This is a genomic window from Acinetobacter sp. ANC 3929, from assembly GCF_000369405.1.
Classification (GTDB): Bacteria; Pseudomonadota; Gammaproteobacteria; order Pseudomonadales; family Moraxellaceae; genus Acinetobacter.
This window is the reverse complement of sequence record NZ_KB849998.1, coordinates 75555-97220: the sequence shown is the minus strand read 5'-3', so window position 1 is coordinate 97220 and position 21666 is coordinate 75555. Positions and strand designations below refer to the sequence as shown.

Annotated in this window: 25 protein-coding genes; 3 read left to right on the top strand and 22 right to left on the bottom strand. The window is 41.7% G+C overall.

Annotated features, from left to right (window positions below):
- Nucleotides 1-6: 6 nt before the first annotated feature.
- The 22 genes from F909_RS15800 to F909_RS15900 form a co-directional block, all read right to left on the bottom strand.
- Complete coding sequence (locus F909_RS15800; protein WP_005146688.1) at nucleotides 7-2463, bottom strand: phage tail tape measure protein; 2457 nt, start codon at nucleotides 2461-2463, stop codon at nucleotides 7-9.
- A 12-nt stretch (nucleotides 2464-2475) separates the two neighbouring features.
- The gene (locus F909_RS20705) at nucleotides 2476-2583 is read right to left on the bottom strand and encodes a GpE family phage tail protein (RefSeq protein WP_228129391.1); all 108 of its coding nucleotides are present in this window, start codon (nucleotides 2581-2583) and stop codon (nucleotides 2476-2478) included.
- 35 nt (nucleotides 2584-2618) lie between these two features.
- A complete protein-coding gene (locus F909_RS15805) occupies nucleotides 2619-2990 on the bottom strand; it encodes a phage tail assembly protein (protein WP_005146687.1) in 372 nt (123 codons plus the stop codon).
- Between the two features lie 71 nt (nucleotides 2991-3061).
- Complete coding sequence (locus tag F909_RS15810) at nucleotides 3062-3577, bottom strand: phage major tail tube protein (RefSeq protein WP_005146686.1); 516 nt, start codon at nucleotides 3575-3577, stop codon at nucleotides 3062-3064.
- 11 nt (nucleotides 3578-3588) lie between these two features.
- Nucleotides 3589-4758, bottom strand: a complete 1170-nt coding sequence (locus tag F909_RS15815) for a phage tail sheath protein (protein WP_005146685.1) — start codon at nucleotides 4756-4758, stop codon at nucleotides 3589-3591.
- A gap of 106 nt (nucleotides 4759-4864) precedes the next feature.
- The gene (locus tag F909_RS15820; protein ID WP_005146683.1) at nucleotides 4865-5149 is read right to left on the bottom strand and encodes a hypothetical protein; all 285 of its coding nucleotides are present in this window, start codon (nucleotides 5147-5149) and stop codon (nucleotides 4865-4867) included.
- 10 nt (nucleotides 5150-5159) lie between these two features.
- Nucleotides 5160-6551, bottom strand: coding sequence for a phage tail-collar fiber domain-containing protein (locus F909_RS15825; protein WP_005146677.1), 1392 nt, complete (start codon nucleotides 6549-6551; stop codon nucleotides 5160-5162).
- An 11-nt stretch (nucleotides 6552-6562) separates the two neighbouring features.
- Nucleotides 6563-8980 carry an SGNH/GDSL hydrolase family protein gene (locus F909_RS15830; RefSeq protein ID WP_005146673.1) on the bottom strand — a complete coding sequence of 806 codons (2418 nt, stop codon included), beginning with the start codon at nucleotides 8978-8980 and terminating at the stop codon, nucleotides 6563-6565.
- On the bottom strand, nucleotides 8980-9579 hold the full coding sequence (locus tag F909_RS15835; protein ID WP_005146671.1) for a phage tail protein I: 600 nt from the start codon (nucleotides 9577-9579) through the stop codon (nucleotides 8980-8982). The genes F909_RS15830 and F909_RS15835 overlap by 1 nt, the downstream gene beginning before the upstream one ends.
- On the bottom strand, nucleotides 9576-10490 hold the full coding sequence (locus tag F909_RS15840; RefSeq protein WP_005146669.1) for a baseplate assembly protein: 915 nt from the start codon (nucleotides 10488-10490) through the stop codon (nucleotides 9576-9578). The genes F909_RS15835 and F909_RS15840 overlap by 4 nt, the downstream gene beginning before the upstream one ends.
- A gap of 11 nt (nucleotides 10491-10501) precedes the next feature.
- Nucleotides 10502-10849 carry a GPW/gp25 family protein gene (locus F909_RS15845; protein WP_005146667.1) on the bottom strand — a complete coding sequence of 116 codons (348 nt, stop codon included), beginning with the start codon at nucleotides 10847-10849 and terminating at the stop codon, nucleotides 10502-10504.
- Nucleotides 10846-11496, bottom strand: a complete 651-nt coding sequence (locus F909_RS15850; RefSeq protein ID WP_005146665.1) for a phage baseplate assembly protein V — start codon at nucleotides 11494-11496, stop codon at nucleotides 10846-10848. Before F909_RS15850 ends, F909_RS15845 begins: the two co-directional genes overlap by 4 nt.
- A 78-nt stretch (nucleotides 11497-11574) precedes the next feature.
- Nucleotides 11575-12024, bottom strand: a complete 450-nt coding sequence (locus tag F909_RS15855) for a phage virion morphogenesis protein (RefSeq protein ID WP_005146662.1) — start codon at nucleotides 12022-12024, stop codon at nucleotides 11575-11577.
- Nucleotides 12021-12548, bottom strand: coding sequence for a phage tail protein (locus F909_RS15860; RefSeq protein WP_005146660.1), 528 nt, complete (start codon nucleotides 12546-12548; stop codon nucleotides 12021-12023). The genes F909_RS15855 and F909_RS15860 overlap by 4 nt, the downstream gene beginning before the upstream one ends.
- On the bottom strand, nucleotides 12545-13402 hold the full coding sequence (locus F909_RS15865) for an N-acetylmuramidase domain-containing protein (RefSeq protein ID WP_005146657.1): 858 nt from the start codon (nucleotides 13400-13402) through the stop codon (nucleotides 12545-12547). Before F909_RS15865 ends, F909_RS15860 begins: the two co-directional genes overlap by 4 nt.
- The gene (locus F909_RS15870; RefSeq protein ID WP_005146656.1) at nucleotides 13399-13692 is read right to left on the bottom strand and encodes a phage holin family protein; all 294 of its coding nucleotides are present in this window, start codon (nucleotides 13690-13692) and stop codon (nucleotides 13399-13401) included. Before F909_RS15870 ends, F909_RS15865 begins: the two co-directional genes overlap by 4 nt.
- Nucleotides 13689-14081, bottom strand: coding sequence for a putative holin (locus tag F909_RS15875; protein ID WP_005146654.1), 393 nt, complete (start codon nucleotides 14079-14081; stop codon nucleotides 13689-13691). The genes F909_RS15870 and F909_RS15875 overlap by 4 nt, the downstream gene beginning before the upstream one ends.
- Before the next feature lie 10 nt (nucleotides 14082-14091).
- Nucleotides 14092-14301: a tail protein X gene (locus F909_RS15880; RefSeq protein ID WP_005146652.1), complete on the bottom strand. Its 210-nt coding sequence runs from the start codon at nucleotides 14299-14301 to the stop codon at nucleotides 14092-14094.
- A complete protein-coding gene (locus F909_RS15885; protein ID WP_005146650.1) occupies nucleotides 14302-14766 on the bottom strand; it encodes a head completion/stabilization protein in 465 nt (154 codons plus the stop codon). It lies immediately after the preceding gene.
- A gap of 103 nt (nucleotides 14767-14869) precedes the next feature.
- Nucleotides 14870-15616 (bottom strand): phage terminase small subunit, encoded by a 747-nt coding sequence (gene gpM, locus F909_RS15890; protein ID WP_005146648.1) that lies wholly within the window; start codon nucleotides 15614-15616, stop codon nucleotides 14870-14872.
- An 11-nt stretch (nucleotides 15617-15627) separates the two neighbouring features.
- On the bottom strand, nucleotides 15628-16638 hold the full coding sequence (locus F909_RS15895) for a phage major capsid protein, P2 family (protein ID WP_005146646.1): 1011 nt from the start codon (nucleotides 16636-16638) through the stop codon (nucleotides 15628-15630).
- Between the two features lie 47 nt (nucleotides 16639-16685).
- Entirely contained in the window at nucleotides 16686-17513 is an 828-nt protein-coding gene (locus tag F909_RS15900) for a GPO family capsid scaffolding protein (protein ID WP_005146643.1), read from the bottom strand.
- 158 nt (nucleotides 17514-17671) lie between these two features.
- Here F909_RS15900 and F909_RS15905 point away from each other — a divergent pair, with 158 nt between their 5' ends.
- The 3 genes from F909_RS15905 to F909_RS15915 are packed head-to-tail and all read left to right on the top strand — an operon-like array spanning nucleotide 17672 to nucleotide 20960.
- Complete coding sequence (locus F909_RS15905) at nucleotides 17672-19459, top strand: terminase large subunit domain-containing protein (RefSeq protein WP_032877741.1); 1788 nt, start codon at nucleotides 17672-17674, stop codon at nucleotides 19457-19459.
- On the top strand, nucleotides 19459-20454 hold the full coding sequence (locus tag F909_RS15910) for a phage portal protein (RefSeq protein WP_005146638.1): 996 nt from the start codon (nucleotides 19459-19461) through the stop codon (nucleotides 20452-20454). Before F909_RS15905 ends, F909_RS15910 begins: the two co-directional genes overlap by 1 nt.
- Nucleotides 20454-20960, top strand: coding sequence for a hypothetical protein (locus F909_RS15915; RefSeq protein WP_005146636.1), 507 nt, complete (start codon nucleotides 20454-20456; stop codon nucleotides 20958-20960). The genes F909_RS15910 and F909_RS15915 overlap by 1 nt, the downstream gene beginning before the upstream one ends.
- The last annotated feature ends 706 nt before the right edge of the window (nucleotides 20961-21666 follow it).

The following is a 21666-nucleotide window of genomic DNA, read 5'->3' as shown; positions in this document are numbered from 1 at the left end:
GTGTCTTTACTCCGTGTCTGTTAAAAATTTACGTTTTGCGTTTTGTTCTTCTTGAACTACACGTTGTAATTCTTGACGCAAGGCTTCAGCTGTACCTTTCACGAAAGAACCATCTTTGGCTTGGATAGTGATATTAATCGTGTCATTGCTGACGAATGACTTTGCAGATCCGCCACCCATTGAGATTGGTTTGACTGGTTTTGTTTTGACGGCTGTGTCGACTACACCTTGCGTGGCGGTGGTGGTTGCTGCCACTGGTAAGTTGTTTGCATTGGCAATACCGTTGGCCATACCTTGCATGGTATAGCCACCAATACCCATAAAGACACGTGAAGGAGAATGAATGCCTAGAATGCCCTTGGCTTTATCAATGACACCACTGACAGCACCGGTGATGGCATCTTTGACGGCATTGACCTTGGATAAAATACCGTTTTTGAGTCCTTCCAAAATCATGGCACCAAAGCCGGTGAACTTGGCAGGCAGATCTACACCGAACCATGACAGTACTTTTGCAAATGCCATGTAAAACAGACCAATTGGGGACCAGTTGACAATCAGTGCAGAAATGCCACGAATGCCACCATTGAATGCTGTTTTGATAGTTGTCCAGATGCCAACAAAGAATGCTGAAATGGGTGCCCAGTTCTTATAAATCAGGAATGCAGCACCGGCAATGGCAAGTACAATCCATGTAATTGGGTTGGTGAGTAAAGCCATGCTCATGGCACGTGCTGCCATAGCGACTACACCAAATGCGCGACCGACCATCATCATTGGACCAAAAACAGCAATTAAGCCAATCGATAGGGCAGACAGACCACCCACAATGGCAATGGCACCAATCGCAATTTTGACTAAACCAGATGACAGACCAGGGTTCGCCTGTGACCATTTTTGAACGGCACTCATGACACCATTAAAGCTGCCAATCATAGAATTCACACCAGGTAATAGAACATTACCAATGGTGATGCCTAAGGCTGCCATGTGGTTCTTGGCCAATTGAATATTGTTGGCTGTTGTTGCAGCACGTGATGCATATTCAGCTTCCATCGATCCAGCATATTTACTGGCATTTGATACTGCATCAAGATTGGTTTTTAGTAGTTCCAAACCTTGCGAATACTGCATCACAATAGGCAAAGCTTCAGAGCCAAACAGTTCATTGGTAATCGCCACCTGTTCATGTTTTTCGAGTTTTTGAATGCCCTCGATGACCTTGGCCACAGTTGCTTCGGCATTTTTTTGCATGTCTTTAGATACTTGAACACTATCCAGACCAAGCTTTTTAAATGCAGCTGATTGACCTTTGGTGGCTGATTCACCTTTGGTCAAGGCAAGGATCATATTCTTGATCCCTGTTGCCGCTACTTCTGGCTCAACAGCGGTCAAAGATGCAGCCATGGCAGCAACTGAACTTGCAGCAAAACCACCAACTTCACCCAGTGCACCGATCCGCTGAACGACTTCCATAATTTTTGGTGCATTCTGGTTATTTGTATTTCCTAATAAATTGATTTTATCTGCCAATGCAACCACTTCAGGTTGATTCATTCTGAATGCTGCACGCATTTCTGCCATGCTTTGACCAGCTTGATCTGCCGTAATATCAAAGGCCACACCCATTTTTACAGCCGATTCAGCAAAGCCAAGTAATTCATTTTTAGCAATACCTGACTGAGCACCAGCAGCAACAATGGCTGCAATGTCTTTGGCTGCCATCGGTAGACGTGTGGTCATTTCAAGGATCTGATTGGACATGGTTGTATAAGCTGGTGTGATTTTGCCGGCTTCATCTTTTAAACCGTCCACGACTTTGGCCACGTCTGCCATGGCTGACTCATAATCGATGGCAATTTTGACTGGTACTGCTAGTGATGCAGCACCAGCACCGGCAATCATCAGACCTTTTTTTGCCATTTCATTGGCTTTGCCCATTCGTGCCTGCATCTTTTCGTATTTCTTCTGGGCTTCTTCATGTTTGCCTAAGGCTTCTTTTTGTTTGTTCAGCTCCATGGTGGTCAGATGAATCTTATTTTTGAGATCCGATTCTTCTTCATTGAGCCGATCCATCTGAATGCCAGCTTTGTTGAACTCCTGTGCCATGCCAGTCAGTTCTTTACTTTGGCTTTTTTGTACTGCCATCAGGCGTTTATGTGCAGCTTCAGCACGTGCCAAAGCAGTCACGGTTTCCTGTGCTTCAGGATTAATTTTTAAGGCTTGTTTTAATTCAGCAATCGTCTCTTTGTTTTTGGCCAGTGACTGTGCTGTCTTTTCTGACTGAGAGGTGAGTTGACGAAAGCCTGAAATCTTACGTTGCTGTGACTCTAAATCTTTTAATTCCGTATTGGTTTTTTTTAAGGCAGCTGCCATAGATTTTGAGCCACCAATGATTGTTTTGATGGGTCCAGATACTTTGTCAGTAGCGTTGAATAGGACTTCTAATTTTAGTTTTGACATTGGTGGACTCGTTTACACGTTGGTTTGGTGACGCTTCAGCGCAAGGTGATGCCATTTACTCAATTCGATAATGTCCATGTCATCGTATGCGCTGGGTGGCCAATGAAAGATGCAGGCAATATTTGCAATTGCTTCATCTACTTCATCGACCAGTTTTATTGTTGTTCCTCTTTGATCGCTTTCTGCAGATCCTTCGGGTACAAAAAAGTGACCAAGTGACCTCCAAGCTGTGCAAAGTCGACTGGATCAAGTTCAAGGACTTGCTGTGCTGTTAGTGCTGGTGTGGTGACACGCGGAAGTACTTTGATTAATGCATTGACATCATGTTGATAGATTGCCTGCAGGCTGACACCGCTGAGTGCTTTGACATTCGGTTTGCGAATTTTGATTTCTGTAATTGTGGTACCGCCAAACTGAATGAACTGTTCGAGCTGAACGGTTTCTTCATTTGGATTTTGAATGGCTTTTTGATTCAATGCTTGATCTTCAGTCAAGGTTTGAACGTTGTCTTGGTCTTGAGTATTCATGCTGCATTCCTAAAAAGTGACAAATTAAAAAAACCTTGCACAAAACGTTGTTCATGCAAGGGTAGGAAAACTTAAATGCCTAATGCGTTACGTTGCTTCGCTAAGCGATCAACACCGTCAATCACTTCTTTGAAGCCTAGAATGTCAATTTCGACCTCAACTTTGCCGTTTACAGTCAGTTTGTAATAAACACAGTTGGTCACGACTTTATGTTCAGTGTCTTCACCTGGTTCAGAATCACCGCCATCAATTTCCTCATGACGACCACGAACCACGACTTCGACTGCATCGACTTCACCAGTGTCATCACGCTGATAAGCACCAGTAAAACGCATGTACACGCCATCGATCTTTTCCATACCGTACTGGCGTAATGTGAGCAGGTCTAAACCACCGAATGTGGATTCAAGCACCAAGCCATCATCAGACATACCCATGTCTGTTTTGACTGTGCCATTCATACCGCCACCACGGTAATCTTCAGTTTTACGACCTAATTTGGGTAAAACCACGGTTTTGATTTCACCTAAATAACTTTCACCTTCATTGAAAAGGTTCATGTTCTTGAGTTTGCTAGGTAATCCCATGCGTTAATTCCTTATGCTGTAATCGAAGCAGCGAAATCAGCCAAATAGCTGTCTGTGATGCGCTGACGGAAACGAAGATCTTCAAGCGGTGGCACTGGCGTATAGTCATAGTCAATATTGAGCTGACCATCTTTCAGCGTTTCTTTGCTGTTTGACTCAGGGTCATACCAAGAATCGCCACCCATGAGATAACCAAGACGTGTCCATTCACGCTGTTTTGACTTGATCCCTTCAATCATGTCTGTGACCAATGACGGATGCATTGGTTTATCGATTGCCCACATATGCGCTTCAGCAATCGTATCTGCCATGATTTGTGCAGTACGTGTGTAGTTCTCGAATGGGAATAAAGGATCGTCAGAACAAGTACGTGATCCCCAGAAACGGAAGCCATCTTGTTGAATCAGCGTGGTGATTTGATTGCTGTTGAGATAACCAGCATCAGTCGCAGGGTCTTGCAGATCCCAAGTGACATCGGCATCGATACCAGTGACACCTTGAACAGCAACGTTGGATAAGGTTTTGTGCCAGCCAATTTCATTGTCGATCTTGGCACGTAAGCCCATTGCACATGCCACCGCTGGAACGGTTTCGGTTTGTGCTGTATCGACATTAAACGCCACAAAGTTTGGCCAAATGATCATAAGTTCGCGTGAAGCAAATGCATCACGATATGCCACCACTTCTTCTTTGGTTTGACATCCCCATGCATAGGCATAAGCAAATGCACGAAGTTTTGGTGCAATGACAGCAAGTTCAGTGGCTACCGCTTGAGTATCAAGACCAGGTGCGCCAATGATACGTGGCTGAACACCCAACTTGGTTTTGGCTGTGAGTAATGCTTTTAAGCCAGTGTATTTGCCTTGTGCAGTCACTGTACCCACGACATTTGCAGTTTGGGCAGCTTCTTCTGCAGCAGCTGCCACACGAACCACCACACAAAGTGAGTTGGTTTGATTGGCCATCGCTTGAAGTGCAGTTTTTAATGTGCCTGATGTGCCAGCTTTGGCCACAGCAGCTTGAATGTTGGTGAGTAGTACTGGTGTATCCAGTGGGAATACAAGTGGATCTGCATCTTCTGCAGTCGCAACTAAGCCCTGAACAGCAGTTGCAATGGTTCGGATTGGTCGGGTGCCTTCATTAATTTCTAAGACACGCAGACCGTGATGATAATCTGCCATAAAAAAAGCCTGTTATTGGAGGTTTTAATTCAATAGACAGGCTTGCATTAGTTTAAGGCAGTGTTAAGTTTCGGAAATTGTGAAACTAGGTTTATACAATTACAAACTATTTGGCGTTAATTAAAGACATGACATCGGGATTTTGTGCCAAAAACTCAGCCAGCTTTTCTTCTGGTGATACCGCTTGCTGAACTTCAGGCTTTTGGATGAGTTCCCATTTAAAACCGTTCCAGCGTGGCCATTGGTCGTCTGGCCACGTCGATGGTGGTGCAGTTTCGACACAGCCTGCAGGGATGGCAAATACACCCGGTTCAAGTGGCGATTCATCTGCCACCGTTTCACCGACAAACAGCCCAGAATAATTGGTTTGATACACGGTCATCTGATTCATTATCTATTCCTTAATATCGAATGCAGGCAAGTAGTGCGATGTTACGTGGACGGTTTTCATTACCCACTGTGCCAGTTGGGTTTGGATTGTCGCCATCGTATTCAGTGCCATCGCTGGTGTAGTAAAGATAGTTGTCTCGGTCTAAACCACCATTTGAGCCTAAATAGCCATTTTTAGCAGAGCGTCCAAAATGCCACATGCTGTTTACATAGTTTTCACCCAAAGAGTGATGTTTATGCTTCAGTACTTGCTGTGATTGTTTACTTCCGACGACACGCCCAGCATCAACACCACGACCGTCATCGGCAAAACGTGGAAATTCACCACGTGCATCAGGCACGTTAAATGTATTTACGCCATCTCCTGCCCCATAAGATGTGCCAATTGCTGCAAATAAATCCGCATAAGCAGTACGCGAATATGCTGCACCGTTACATTTTAATAAACGATAGCCAGTCGGAATATTTTGCGAAGCCAATGTGACAACTGTGCCTGGTGGACAGTCATTAAATTTGGCTTCATCTGCACTCATAACACCTAAGTTTTGACGTGCCAAAGGTTTATTCAGTACATCTGATAAGTTGTTTTTCTGTGCCAATGGGTAGGGTGCAGCACCTAGCGGCTCATTCTGAACGATTAGGATTTTTGCACCAGGATAAGCTTTGCCTAAAGTAATGCGTGTGGGTGTGGTTGCAAGCCAGCCATCTGCACCGGCTTTGTTGGTAATACGGTCGCCATTGATATAAACAGCAGCACCAGTGGTTGTGGTTGTACTGAGATCGACAATGAGTTGATCAGCCACAAGTGACTGTTCTTCTTCAATGGTGTTGACGAATACTTCAGCTGATCCAGCATCTGCCCATTCAGTATCACCATCGGCATTGGATTTTTTCTTGAGTACCTGACCATTTGTTCCACCAGGAAACATGGTTGCAGGTGTCAGCGTATTCAGGATCCATTGATGCGTAGCAATGATCACATTCGGGTCAAAGTTTAGTTCAAGTACTTCAGGGTTTGAAATGACAAATGGAATTCGATAAACCGAATCTTGTGTGACACCTTCTGCAAGTGTCGGTTTATGGACTTCAGGTGTATTGCCGACCAGCACCATATTGCCATTACGATCAAATAATGCGATTTCACGAACAACGAAGCCTTCAACTGTCACTGGAATAATCATTTCAGCGGTGTATTTATTTTCGTTTTCAGGGTCTTGATAAATGCGGTTAATGGTTGCGCGATATTTTTCACGCACCAGTTGAGTCATAGACTCGACTGGTTCAATGGTGTTGCCACGGCCATCACCCACAGCGAAGTGGGTGAGTTCGATGGTGCGTTGCTGGCTGACGGCCTGAGAAACGAGGGCAAGGCCAGTGGCTGTGTAAATGGTTTTGTAGTTCATTTTCTCACCGATTAATTATTGAATAAGTTGTTAATAATATTTTCAAAATAAAGTCGGTTTCCGGTGTCATTTAGATGTAATCCATCGGACCAGATTGATTCAGCATCAAGTAGTTTTTGAGCGCAATAAGTGTAATGACTAATAAACTTTAGGTTATTAGCGAAAGCAAATTTTCTAGACAATGAATCAACATCACGCATATTAAATTTGTAAGTGCCAGTGTTTTCATTTGCAGCAAAAGTTGAGCTCATAATGATTACATGCGATCTTGGAGCCAATGCCTTGATTTTCGCTAAACATTCACCGAGTCTTTTATAATAACCATCCGGACCACCAATCGCTGCACGATCATTGGTGCCAAGCATCATGAATACAAAATCATCTGCTGATGTCACAGATGCATCAAATAGATTTTTATCAAGCCAAGACTTGGTTGTTGAACCAATTATTCCATCGTTTACAACATAGATACGTTTATCTACACGCAATCCCCAAATGACTGCATACGACAACGTACCTGTAGACACATTCCGGATTTTAACTTTATGCGTGCCGAAAGTATTAAAATTTACTTTGTACTGAGCATTGTGATCTGTAACCGCATCGTAATACACGAAATTACTGTGGAAGACGTCATCAACATACACGTCTATTGAATCACCAACATTCCCGATTGCATGTTTAGAATAACAAATGTAGGCATGATCGGATGTTACTGTAAATTCCATTTCAACAGGCCGTAAACTATTGTAATTCAGTCCTAAAAGATTCATTGATGAGCCGTTAAACTGAGCAACCCCTGCATAAGAGATAAAGCTAAGTTTTGATGCTTCAGATGAAATAGATCCATCTTTAGCCGTCATTTTTACATCTTTATATATTTCAGACCATTTCGTATACGAAGGTACAACTGTATAACCACTGCCTGCTGAATCTGATGTCACCGTACCATCACCATACACTTTTGCTATCCACGAGCGCAGTAAATTTGCCCACGTTTTTGACACTGACGTATCGATGGTATTTCGTACATCCGAAAGGTCGCCATAACGAGGTTCAATTGGGCTCCCAGCCGAACTACCCATCCCCCACGTGATCGAGTCACCAATCAATTTAATACGTGTTGGCTTTAATGGATTCGCCATGTCTGCACGGATTGCTTCAACTAAAATTAGGGAAGCGCGAGCTGTATCAATTTTGGCTGCATTCGCATCTATTTTGGAATTTAATAAGTCCAGGTCTGACTGGCTTGCAATTTTAACCCAGGGTTGCCAGCCGTTTGAGCCCCAATAGCTACGCGTCCAAATTGTATTGTTTGCACGTTGATAAGCAACTTGACGATAAATATTACCAGTTACCATGACTTCAACAAGAAATTGATCCGCAGCTGGGTAATTATGTGTGTATATATCCAAAACGTTAGTAGCGCATGAATGAATACCAACAGTTAACAAGTTGTTTAAGTCTTTGTAATTATATTTTGTAACTTTACGACCCAATTGAATCCATGGTGTCCAAGTGCCATTGCCCAGCATTGAACGGAAATAACTGCCGAACTCCGCATAACCATCAAAATATTGATGCGTTATATAAGTGTTGGGATTCTTAATAACAGTTAGCGTCCCACCGCCATTGGCATTTTCTTGCTCAATCATTTGAGGTGGTAAGTTCAGAAACGTCGATGCTTTGGCCTGAGAAATATCATATTGCCCACGAACCTTTAACGTATTTAAATCAGTACCATCAGCGATAGTTTTAACCATTGCGGTTGAATCTAAATCACTTTTTTTAAGAATCTGCTGCCATGCTAGCCAAGCCGAACCTATTGTATTCGTATTGCGCCAATAAATTTCCCCTAAATCTGATTGGTACCACTGAAAACCAATTGTCCCTGTTGAACCAGTTGCAACCCAATCCATTCGTAAATGGCCAGGTCGAGTTGTTGGATAATGCTTTTCTAAACTTGGTGTATTACCGTTTCCAAATGCTGTGTAATATCCAGCAGTCAGAATATTATTTAAATCATCAGTATTCGTGAGTGATTTTGACTTAAACAAGGGGTTTGAGTTCGGATATAACTTCGCTTGTTCGACGGGATCAAAACTGCTTTTTGTTAGTGTTGATCCATTCCATCTGTTATTTCCAACACCCCAGGTACCAGTACCAGTCGTGTTTTCTTCACCAATAACAACTGTACAGTTCAATGGTAAATTCGCTTTAGTAGAATTAAATTCAGCATAAGTAGCAAATTCAAAAACACCTTGCACAATTTCAGACTTGTTCGCTTTTTCCTGATTTAAAAATTCAGTTCGATCAGCAAGGGCAATAGCTTGTTCGTTTAAGTTACCATTAATACCACCACGCGCAAGTTCATGCGTTTCAAGCAAACGTATTTCTGACCACTTTTTTTGACCTTGGATATTTGGCATTACATATCTACTCCATTCAATTTTTTAGTACCGTCTAGTGCCCAAGTTCCGTCTAAATGCAGACCACCAGCTGACTTCACAAATTCAGATTCATGGCCAGCTTGAGTCATGGCATTGACTTGTAAATTGGATGGGCTTTCTAACATGACGGTGGTGTCAACGAGGTGCGAGCGTAAGTTTTTATAAGCACGAACGACTTTTAATAATTCTTTGTAATCCGTGACTGAAACGCTGTCTTGGCTGGTTTGAATATAAAGCTTGAACGTATATGGTTTTCCAGCTGGAACCATGTTGAACCATTCCTGGACAATCACTGGGAAGCCTAAAGAATTTAAAGCGACTTCAAGCGATTCAACTGTTCCTTTGATCGAATGGTTATATAGTGATGTTTTAATCACTTGACGTTTCTGTGCATCCGACCAGTTTTTATTCCACACATCAACTGAACGTTCCCATGCCAACCAAGGAAGCACTTCAACTGGTGCATTCATTGGATCATTGAAACTGCGAATATTGATTTCAACATTTGAAACACGCGCAAATGCTGCTTCAAAATTCATTTCAAATTTGGTGGAGTTTGGGGGCAAAAGCTTATTCATGCAGTTGCCATCACAATATTGATGCCAGTGCAGAAAGCCACTTGGCCAATTGATGTGTCGATGTTACCTGCAGGTGAAATCAGATTGACACGACTGACACCAGGTTGATGCAATGCTTGATAAATCCCTGATAATGAAATGCCGTCATTAAATGAATGGCTTTTTTTCGTATATTCTTGAGCTGCCTTATAACAACTGTCTAAGACAATATTTTCATCTGGACCTTCATCAATAAAGATCTCAGCATTGATGCTGTAATTTAAAATTGAAGCTGAATAAATGATGGGTTTATCTGTCAAAGGTCTTACTGATTTTGCATTTAAAGCAGCACTAACAACATTAAGTAAGTCTTCTGGAGCAGTACCATCACTTTCATTTGAAAGCACATAAATATTGCAAATACCAGTTGGATTACCGGTTTCATCTAGAGGAGCATAAGGGTAAATGTCTTTGACACGTGGATCAGCATTTAAGCCGTGAAAAATATATGAACCTTCACTTCCGGCTGTGGTCTGACCTTCGGGTGCTAATTGCACACGTTTACGCAAAGAATCGTTAGACTCTTTCACTTCAGGTGAGTTTTCTGTTGCTGGGCTGATGATTCGACGTTGTAAATTTCGTTCAGCTGCCTTGTGATCCAGATCATTGTCTTTCGCAAATGCCAGCAGTACTGCCAATGCTTGTTCATTGGCTTCTTTACGAATCAACATTTCACGATAAGCAAATGCTTCTGCCAACTTCATGGCTGGATCTGACTCAAGATAACGCGGAAAGTTCGGCTGAACGTCTTCCATACGCTGATAAAAGTCTTCAAGACCATCTTTTAAAATGGTCTCAAAATCAATCTGACGCACCACATCAGGTGGATTCAGCTGTGATAAATCAATTGCGGTTAAATTTGAATTTGCCATTTACTGATCACTTATAAAGTTGCACCAAGGTCCAATGGGATTTTTAAAGATTGGTTTTGATTGTTTGAAGTCATGGTCAGGTCTAAATCAAGAACATGACGACCACCTTCAGATTCATATAAAGAAATTGAATTTGGCATGACACGTGGTTCCCACTGCAAAATGGCATTTGCGGTGGCAGCTTTAAGCTGTAATGCCGTAATTTCATTAAATGGTGCGTCAATCAGTTGTGGAATCAGTGAACCATATTCACGACGCATGACACGTGAGCCAATTGGCGTGGTCAAAATATCGTGGATAGACTGACGGATTTGATCTAACTCATCGGCAACCATTGCGCCTTGATCACGTGACATCATGGAATTGGTCCTCCAGAAGTTCCAGAACCAGGTTGAACACCTGAGGTTTTATGGTTTTTCAGACTAATGTCACCAGCAGTGACATCATCTTCAGTGCTGAAATGACCCGATGAATGACTGGATCCTTGCACCAACTGACTTCCACCCACAGTGTGATTGCCACTGATGACTGTGCTGCCATTTGTGGTCTGATTGCCGTTCAGGGTTAAATCACCATTGATGGTGGTATTTCCATTCACAGTGACACCACCGTCAGCAGTCAGAACAGCAGTACCGCCACTTGGTAAAATTGCAGACAGATGATGGGCTGACACGTCATAAGCAATGACACAGCCATCGGCAAACATACGGATTTTTTGATTGAGATCGTCTAATGGTGCAGGGTGGTCATCGTTATAAAATCCGTACAAGACAAAACTTGTTGGACCAATTTCACCGCATGGCGATACCACAACACATTCTTCTGACTCAGATGGCATATCCCACGTGGAATCTGCACCTGAACGGACATTCAGACAGCGAATTTCAGGCGTGTCGATATCGCCAAGATTGACAATGACTCGTGGAATTGGTTTAGACGGATTGATGGTCTTGATGGTTCCAAAACGAATTAGATTTTCAAGACGACGATTAAGGTCAGCGCTCATGCCAACACTTTGCTGTATAGGTTTCTACATTTCAGCTGAGTAAAGTTGTATAAACCTATTTTCACAAGATGAAAGAATTTAAAGTTTGATATGTTTTAGAAATAAGTCTTCAACCAATTTAATTTCTTGGTCGGTAAAACCCAATAATTCACGTTTTGGATAGACCACATCTGGTGCACCTTTTTCTGCACGATCTTTTAAACCTTCCTGGTGAACACGTGCAATTCGAGCAATACGACCGACAAAGCCTATGGCAATAGAATCAGCAGTACTGAGTACTTTTAAATTGCTGGTGTTCTTTAGTTTGGTGAACATTTTTCTTTTGATTTTGCCTTTTTGTTCACGTAGGCGTTTACGTCGTGGCGTATAACTTGAACCATCAGGATTTTTCTGTTCAGAAATACGCTTGCCCTGACTTTTTCTTAAATCACGTCCAATTTGTTTGGAAAGTCTTGCACGTTCGCCCACCGACAGCCGTTCTAAAAACGGCTGAAGATAATTGGCCAAGTCAAGCACATTGCTACTCATGGATTTTTACCTGGTGGTGCAAATGCCATTGACCAACCTTCTTTTTCAGTTGTGGTCCATGATGCCAATTCATGACCAGATGGGTCGGTCAGTGTGACGTTGGTTGGCTGTTCAAATTGTGTGTATTGCGGTTCAGATGGATAACTCATTTCAAGTTTTCCTTCGGCATTCTTTTTCACAACGACACGTTCAGTCAGTGGGATTTGGAAGTTGATATCGTATTTGCTGTTATCAATGAGTTCTGCTTCAAATGTTATGGCTTGTTTGCCTTTTTCATGATTGGCCATGAGCTCAGATTGATGTTCTGCAATCCATGTGAACAGCACAACACCGATCACATCAATATCACCAGCATAATCTGTGATGATGACATCGAGCGTATATGACTGCTCAAAACTAAAGCCACCTGACATTGTGCTTCGCAGGCTGCCTTGATTCGCAAAAATCAGTAAGCGATCCTGATCTGGGCTTAGATCAGGAATCGACTTGAGCAAATATTCTCTTAAATGATTTGGCTTTTTCATGCTGCTTTAGCACTCTTATAGTTGGGATCGAGGCGATTCATCACACGTAAAAACTTGCTGTCATAGCCTAGTTTTTTATAGTTTTTACCGTTGTATAGGGTAAAAACTACATGCCAATTTTCTTGACGCAATGCATCGATCAGCTTCCAGCGTTTGTCATCCACTTCACCAGACTTGGTTTCACAGTAACGAAGGAAGGCTTCAAACTGCAGGCTTTCACTTTGTTCATGTTGAGCCACAAAATCTTGCACAGATTTATAGCCAAGGTCTTTCCAGTTTTCACCCATCAGCTGAAAACGTCCCCATGATGCAGACTGCAATGCACATGATTCATCAAGATGTTTGGCTTGACTTAAACGTGTGTACTCAGCCGATCCACCGTGATAACCACCTGTTTTGGTGTTCACAATATTTGGATGTTTGGCCATCAAAGCATTGGCTTTGGTTTTGCCAAATTTCTGATTCAAATAGAAATACATGCGATGACGTTCAAATAAGATTTTCGGCTTGCCATTTGCCAAATAACCTTCACCCAAGGTTTCAACTTCAGCAATCGCTTTGATCACAATGACCGGTACACCTAGACGTTTAGCACCTGCGATCAAGTCACTTTCTTTTAAAAGTTTACTGGTGTCTTCACCGCGCAGTGCTTTTAATGTGTAATCACCAACTAAACCATCCACTTTCAAGTTTTTTAATTTCTGAAATTGAATGACGGCATATTCAGTGTTTTCGCCAAAATCACCATCAGCAGATAAAGGCTTTTTATTTTTGCCTGTCATTCCGGCTTTAGTAAGCAATTTTTGCAATTCAATGACGGCAAGACCTTTGGAACCGATTTTTAAAATACTCATGGCGTACTCCGTAACATTGAAACAACATTACCTTTACTGCGAAAAATAAAGATCAATAGGAATACAGCAAGGATGGAATCCCATACCGTGACTGGATCCTTAATGAAAATGATGTGAATGCTTTGCGCTAAGAAAGCACCTATCAAGACAGTTGCGAATAATCGCAATGAACAAGACTGCAGATGAAGGCGATCAAAGCATAAAATACGGAATGCACATGCCACATAACACAGCACGGCAATGATTGAAAAAATAGTTTGCGCCAATGGCGACAACATGAGTTGCATCATTTTTTATTCTCCTTTCCAAAGGTGTTGGATAGGGCCGAAAAGAATTTCGATGTTGTGGTGAAAATTTCATGCAAGGTGGATTTATTTACCCACGTCATGACTTTGACCAATACCGGTAAAGCAAACATACTGGTGAAACAAGCGATCACCGTGTGACTGTTTATACCTGTACGATTTGAAATTTCAGGTGCCAAGGCATAGCCTAGGGCAACGGATAACATGAGCGAAAAAATACGTTTTCCATAGCTCAGTGATTCTTGGGTAAATGCTAAAAATGCCGCACCAATTACGGCACCAAACAGTGCATCACCATTCACGAATGGAAGGAGTGATACCAATCCTGCAGAAGCGGTAATTGCGACAGTGGTTGATGTGGTTGGTTCAGCCATATTTTTGTTCTCAGTCCCAAAGCTGAATGCTTTGCGTTTTATTTTGTTGTGTTTGAATTTCTGGTAACTGAACCTTGGTACCCATCGGAAGAAATGGACCAAATGCAGACAGATGTGGATTGGCTTCAAGTACTGCTTCGACCACGCCAGATGAATGTCCATAATTGCGCCAACAAATAGCATCAACAGTGTCATCTTGAAGGGCATAAACAGTTTTCATTTAGACCAGCTCCACATTCAAACGACGAATTTTTTTTAAATCACGAATGGCAAAGCGCAGATCTCGACGGTAGTCGTCAATTGTTGGTGTCAATTCATCAGCCTTTTGGCCACCGTTGTTTGTGGTGTCATAGGCGCGATATTGCTCATTCAGTTCAGCACCAACAGCTGCAGCAACGGCACGGAAATATAAAACTTCAGTGATCGGTTTTGTCGTGGGGCCTGAAGTAATGGTTTTTGTGCTGAGTTCAGCAAGTGTGGCTGCTTTTGATGTGAGTGATTCGAGTTGATCATTCACTTCAATAATGGCTGATTCAATTGCAGGGATTAAACGCGCATTGGTGACACTGCTATCAAAGCGCAATTTTTCACGAATGGCTTTTGAAGAAATTTCGGGAAAGAATGCTTCACTGGTGATGACAACATCTTCATTGTTGCGGTTGCCGTTTGCAATTAGTCCGGTCATTGTCATTCTCAATTAGTTGAGGGGTGGAGAATTGAGTCTGTAATTACACATAAAAATGTCATTACATCGTCAATTCTGCCCCTCGGTTGGCGCGGGGCACTCGTTACGTCGGATGAAACATCAAGTTGCCTTGATCATCGACGACCTGTGAACCATCTGCATTCAGCATGGGTTCAGGTGAATTTTGTAATTGTTCTTTATAGAGCTTTTCAGCTTTTTTAAGATCTGTTTTACCACCACAATTTTCATTTTTGGCAATCGCCATTTTGATAAATGCTACTGCTTCGGATCCACGATCTAACTGCAGGAAAGTACGACCAATTGCCAAATATAATTTGGCGCGGATCTGGTCGTGCATATCATGATTTGCAGTTAATTGGTTCGCTTTTTCAAGAACATCAAGTTTAAATACTTGGCCATCCTGATATGTTTTGTGAGCAGCATTGCCAATTTCTTCAGCAACAATACTTGCAGTACTGCGACTAAATGAATCAGGCATTTTTAAGTTCTGTTCTAAAGCATATTCAGCAAGGCTTAATCCTTGATTGAACAAGCCACAGTCAAAGCACCACAGCATGATGGTGGTGATCACCTCATCCTGTTCAACTTTTGCGCCTGACTGAACGACACCCAACACATAAGGCATGAGCTTTGGAATCAATTCTTTTTTTGCTTCAGCGCGTTTGTCTTGAGACTGGATTGAACGTAAAACATGGATGTCATTTTTCAGTTCGGTCAGTTGTAATTGGTAGACGCTTGCGTCTGGACGGACACCACCAAATTCGTCAGCCTTGGCAGCTTCAATCGCTGCCTTGGCTTTCAGTAGGTGTCGTCGAGCTGGACTCAACATAATTCACCTATTTATAGAATTTCGATGTTTTCCACGAAACCTACTTTTTCGTAGTTTTCGATGACATACGCATCATTTGAAGATTGATATTCTTCGACTTGATCCAGTGATGAGTTATCAACAATTTGACGACGTTTGCCAGTTTCTTGGAAGTAAATTGATAAGTTATCTAGTGAAGTCACCAGTAGTGCATCATCTGGGAAGAATGGAACACGTACTGCTGGTAAACCACCAATTTGTTTTTGACTTACTAATACTTGGCCAGCCAAAGTATCAGTATTATCAGATGCATCATTCACCAGTGGGAAGTTTTTGTCATTCAGCAATTGACGACCACAGATCACAACGAGATCCGTATCATCTTGATGGATTTCACCAATCAAGTTGCTGACAACATCGACAACCAGTGCATCTAAGTTTTTATAATCACCTGCTGCACCGATTTTTACTTTTCCTGATGCATCAACAACTTCAGGCATATAGCGTTCAGGTGCATTGGTACGGATTTTTTGTAACCAGCCAATGTTTACATCTTGAAGCAGTGGATTTGCTTGGCGGTCAGTCTGGGCAGCAGCACTTATACCATTCCAGCCGATCATGATCATGTCTAGAGCAATTGCACGGTCAACAAATTTTTTCCAACGTGCGTAAAAGTCTGGGAACTTAGCCCACGCATCTAATTTTTCGTAACGAATAGCCACGTCAAAATCGGTTTTGTGGCATTTGTATGGATTAGACTTAAGTCCAGTTGGATCCACTGGTGTACGTTTAGTGCCAGCTTTAGTGTTTGAGCGACCAGCGATGGTTGAACCTTGAGTCAAGCCAATTGCTTCACCTTCCAGCTCATCAACTGGCTGCATATTAATTTGTTGAAGAAAGGCTGAAGACTCTTGAAGTGCATCTACCATCTTCTGAGCAATAGAAGGATCGACATTAAACTTGTCAGACGCAACAGCAACACCGTTGGCAGTTGCGATACTTAGCATAAGTGCTGAGTACTTTAAACGAGTTGTATTTTTCATCTTTAATTTCCAGTTATTTTAAGTATTTGACTTAAAAGTTTTGAATTTTAGTAATCAACTTTTTCAGAGAAGTTGCCAGTGTTTTCAGGTGCAGATGGTGTACCTGGGTTTTCTTCACCTTCTAATTTGGTTTTCAGATTATTGAAGTCTGTTTCCAATTTAGAATGCTTAGTTTTAAGTTCTGAAAACTCAGTTTTGACCTTTTGCAATTTGGTCTGACTTTCACCAAAGGTTTTTGCAATTGCTTCAAGTGAGTCAGATACTTCTTTGAATTGGTCTTTATTTTTATTGTCTTGTTGTTCTTGTTGTGGCTTCAACCAATCCAAAACTTTAGAAAATAGACCTTTTGCTGGTGCATCTTGGCCATCTTCAAACTGGAGATCAGCTTCTTCAGCTGCTGTGAACAAATTGTCTTTGTCTTGTTTTTTGCTGACGAATGGGTTTGCTTCAGGATTTTTTGATGCAAACTCCATAATCTGAGTACCCAATGACGCAGGTGAATCTGTAAATGCAAGACCCACCAAATATGCTTCACCAGTATCAGCAAAATTTGGATTCACTTCGATAGAAGTAAATAGCTTTTGACCACGTTGATGCAATTCAATCAGTTGATCAAACGCATCAACTTGTGCAAACAATGCCCATTTTTTAGCACCATTGATTTCAACTTCTTCGGCCTTTAATGCAATTACTTTTGCATACGACCCAAATGTGCTGTCAGGGCTGATGGAGCGGAAATGTTCTAGGTTCCCCAATGCCGTGTAAGTATCTGGATTGTAATTTTTGGCCATTTGTTGAATCCATGTTGCTTCAATCACGCGACCATCAGTCGTGGATCCAGCAACAGCAACACGGAAAAATTTGGATTTCTTCATTTCTGAATCCTGTGTCTATGTCGATAGATAAAATCTATTTAAAGTAGTTAGCAGAATCGGAAGAACAGCCAGAACATTCAATCTAAGTGGGTTGTATAAACACTATTTCACAATATCAGTGCAATGAATAAAAGCTCATGTGTTGGCTTAATGAGCCAATGGATAATGCACTTAATACCCCACAAAATCTGACCTTTGATAAACGCCTTCTAGCAAAATTTTTGTATTGGATGGGGTGGCGAATCAGCTCGATTGCAGATCACATCGACGAACCTGATAAAAATGTTCATGCTTGGAAAACACGTGATGAATGGGATAAAGATGCACCTGTTGGTCGAGTCGGTGAAGCCTTAACTGCTCAATTGATCAAACTGATTATTCTTGAGAAAAAAACACCTGGTGATTACAAAGAAATTGATTTGCTCATGCGTCAGCTGGAGCGCATGGCAAGAATCGATAAATATTCTGACGGTGGCAATGAAACCGATCTGAATCCAAAACTCAAAAATCGAAATGCTGGACCACGTAAGCCAAAACAGCCAAATGCACTGACTGAAGAACAAGTTGAAAAACTTCTTGAAGACTTTGATGAAGGCTTATTTGAATATCAAAAGGTCTGGTACCGTGCGCGTGAACAACGTAACCGTGCATTATTAAAATCACGTCAGATCGGTGCAACATTCTACTTTGCACGTGAAGCATTGATCAAAGCGGTTACTACTGGTCGAAATCAGATTTTCTTGTCTGCATCGAAAGCGCAGGCACATGGTTTTAAAACGTATATCAAAAACTTTGTCATGCAGTCCATTGAAGTGGATCTGCAAGGCGATCCAATTTCAATCACATTGCCTTGTGGTAATACCGTTCAGCTGATTTTCTTGGGTACCAATGCAAAAACAGCTCAGTCATATCATGGCGATTTGTATTTTGACGAATTCTTTTGGGTACATGGCTTTGCAACTTTGAAAAAAGTGGCATCGGCAATGGCTGCCCAAAAACAATATAAAAAGACCTATTTCAGTACACCTTCCAGCAAAACCCATGAAGCCTATGCCTTCTGGACAGGGGACGCATTTAATAAAGGTCGCAGCAAAGAAAATCGAATTGAGATCGACACCAGTCATGCAAATTTAAGAGACGGTGCTTTGTGTGGCGACAAGATGTGGCGACATATTGTCAATATTCAAGATGCTGAACGACAAGGCTGTGATCTATTCGATATTGAAGAACTGATTGCAGAAAACAGTCCTGAAGAATTCGCCAATCTGTATATGTGTGAATTTGTTGATGATGGTCACAGTGTCTTTCCACTGTCGATCATTCAGCCGTGCATGGTCGATTCATGGGAAGTATGGTCCAAAGATTTTAAGCCATTGGCATTGCGTCCATTTGGTAATAAACCGGTATGGATTGGATACGATCCAGCAGAAAGTGGCGACAGTGCAGGGCTTGTGGTCATTGCACCACCTGAACCTGATTATCCTAAGTTCCGTTTGTTGGAACATCACCAGTTCAAGGGCATGGACTTTGCCAGCCAAGCACAATACATCAAAAAATTAACGACCAAATATAACGTCAAATATATCGGACTTGATACCACTGGTATGGGTACCGGTGTGGCGCAATTGGTCCGTGACTTTTTCCCGAATCTAACCACATTCAATTATAGCGTTGATATTAAAAATCAGCTGGTTATGAAAGGTATGGATGTAATTAATAAAGGTCGTCTTGAATTTGATGCTGGATCCACAGACGTTGCCGTCTCACTCATGGGTATCAGAAAAACACTGACGGCTTCACAAAGACAAATGACATTTGAAGCATCACGTGCTGAAAACGTTGGTCACTGTGATTTGGCATGGGCGCTTTTACACGCCTTATTCAATGAGCCTTTAACCCTTGATGACCAAACAAAATCTAAAAAATCCTCTATGGAGATTTACTAATGTCCGACAGCAAAGTGCAGGCATTTACATTTGGTGATGCTGAACCGGTGATGAATGGCCGTGACTTATCACAGTTCTATGAAACATGGCTGTGTGGCAATTATTACGAACCACATATCAGTATGAATGCTTTGGCAAAATCATTTAAGGCAATGCCTTATTTGTCGACTGCAGTGTTCTATAAAAAGAATCAACTGGTGTCGTCATTCACGCCAAATAAATTGATCAGTTCATCTGAGTTTGAACGCATTGCTTTTGACTATTTGGTTTTTGGTAATGGTTACTTGCAACGGATCGACAATCGTTTGAATGAACCACATCACTATGATGGGCTCATGGCCAAGTACACCAGACGCATGAAAAATCCTGATGAATTTTTACAGCTGCTGAATGGATTTGAAGAACATATTTTTAAACCTGGTACCGTCTGCCACATCAAGGGCATTGATGTTGATCAAGAAATTTATGGTACGCCTGAATATATCGCTGCACTTCAATCGGTTTGGCTGAATGAATCAGCCACTTTATTCCGTCGCAAGTATTACAACAATGGATCTCATGCCGGCTTCATCTTATACATGACTGATTCAGGCATTGATGACGATGACGTGGAAGGTCTAAAACAGGCCATGAAAGATTCACGTGGTCCAGGGAACTTCCGCAATTTATTCCTTCATGCCCCTGGTGGAAAAAAAGATGGTTTGCAATTGATTCCAATCAGTGAATTGGCTGCCAAAGATGAATTCTTAAATATTAAAAACGTCACACGTGATGACGTTCTTGCATCCCAACGTACACCGCCACAACTTCTTGGAATCATTCCATCCAATGCAGGTGGCTTCGGATCCATCAGTGAAGCACGTGAAGCCTATTGGTATTCCGAAATTGTTCCACTTCAAAATTTATTCGCTAACACAGTGAACGAATGGGCAGGTGATCAGATCATCCGCTTCAAAGAGTTTCATCAACTTCAATTCAAACAGGAAAAACAATAATGAATATTGCTTTGGCAATTAAAAATTGGAAATTCATCGTGATGGCTGCCTTGGCCATCGCTTTGGCATTTTCAGTCACCAGCTGTGCAAGTAAGTCACATCAAATTGATTTGCTTGAATCACAAAAAACTTTGGCCGAAACCCAACGTGATTTGGTTGCGTCTCAACATGCGAATGAAGTGCATGAAGTAGAGCAGGCATGGTCACAAGATCTTCTGGAGTCAGAACGAAATGCAAATAAAAACTTACAAGTTGCGCTGGCTGCTGCCAGTGACAGTGCTTTGGCTGTTGACCGGTTGTCAAAGCAGGTCAGTGATACAAACAAACGTTTGTCCTCAGGTACCGATGAAGCCGTCATTGAATATGGAAAGACCTGCAACTTCGTACTCCAAACAATGGCAGAACGTGGTGGAGCAATCGCAGCAGCAGCTGATGGACACGCAATTGATGCAGAACGATTAGACCAGGCATGGCCACAGCAAGTGAAGCCAGATAAACAAAGCTGATCACAGTATTTTCACGAAAATAAAAGTCCTCCATGTGTGAGGGCTTTTTTTTGGCCAAAGTTTCTAAAAGTACAGAATCCAGTTCAAGCCGGGCGGTTGACCCCCCACCTCACCTGCCCAGTAAATGTGTCGAATATTCAACAGATTTGTGACCATGACCGATGGTTGTCTAAGCCACATCAGTAGCGGTGCATGACACAGCCGAATGCCAAAAAAACAGTTCTACATAATTCAACAGGAATTCTATGAATGCCTACAACTTTCGATTTATCAAAAGTTTCTTCAACTCAAACAATAGTGCTGAAAAAAGGTTAGAAACAGTAAAATGAAAGGTTTTTAATATTTAAGTATCTGATATTTATTAAATTAATTTCTAACCATATAAAGGTTAGAAGCGGTTAGAAAAAAGTTATAAAAGTTAAAATATATATATAAAACAATAATATAAAAGGTTAGAACTTCTAACCATTTTTAGAGGTTAGAACTAACCATAATCTAACCATTTTCTAACCTTTTTAAATTTGTAATTAATCTATATAAATCAATAATCTAAATACTGTTTTATAATTTTCTAACTTTTCTAACCTCTTTTTTTTCTCACCCGAAATTTTCAAAAACTTCAAAATCACATTAAAAAAGCCTTTTCCCAACGTTGGCCATTGCTGTCATATATATGTGTGTGATCTCTACATCTGATATATTTTCT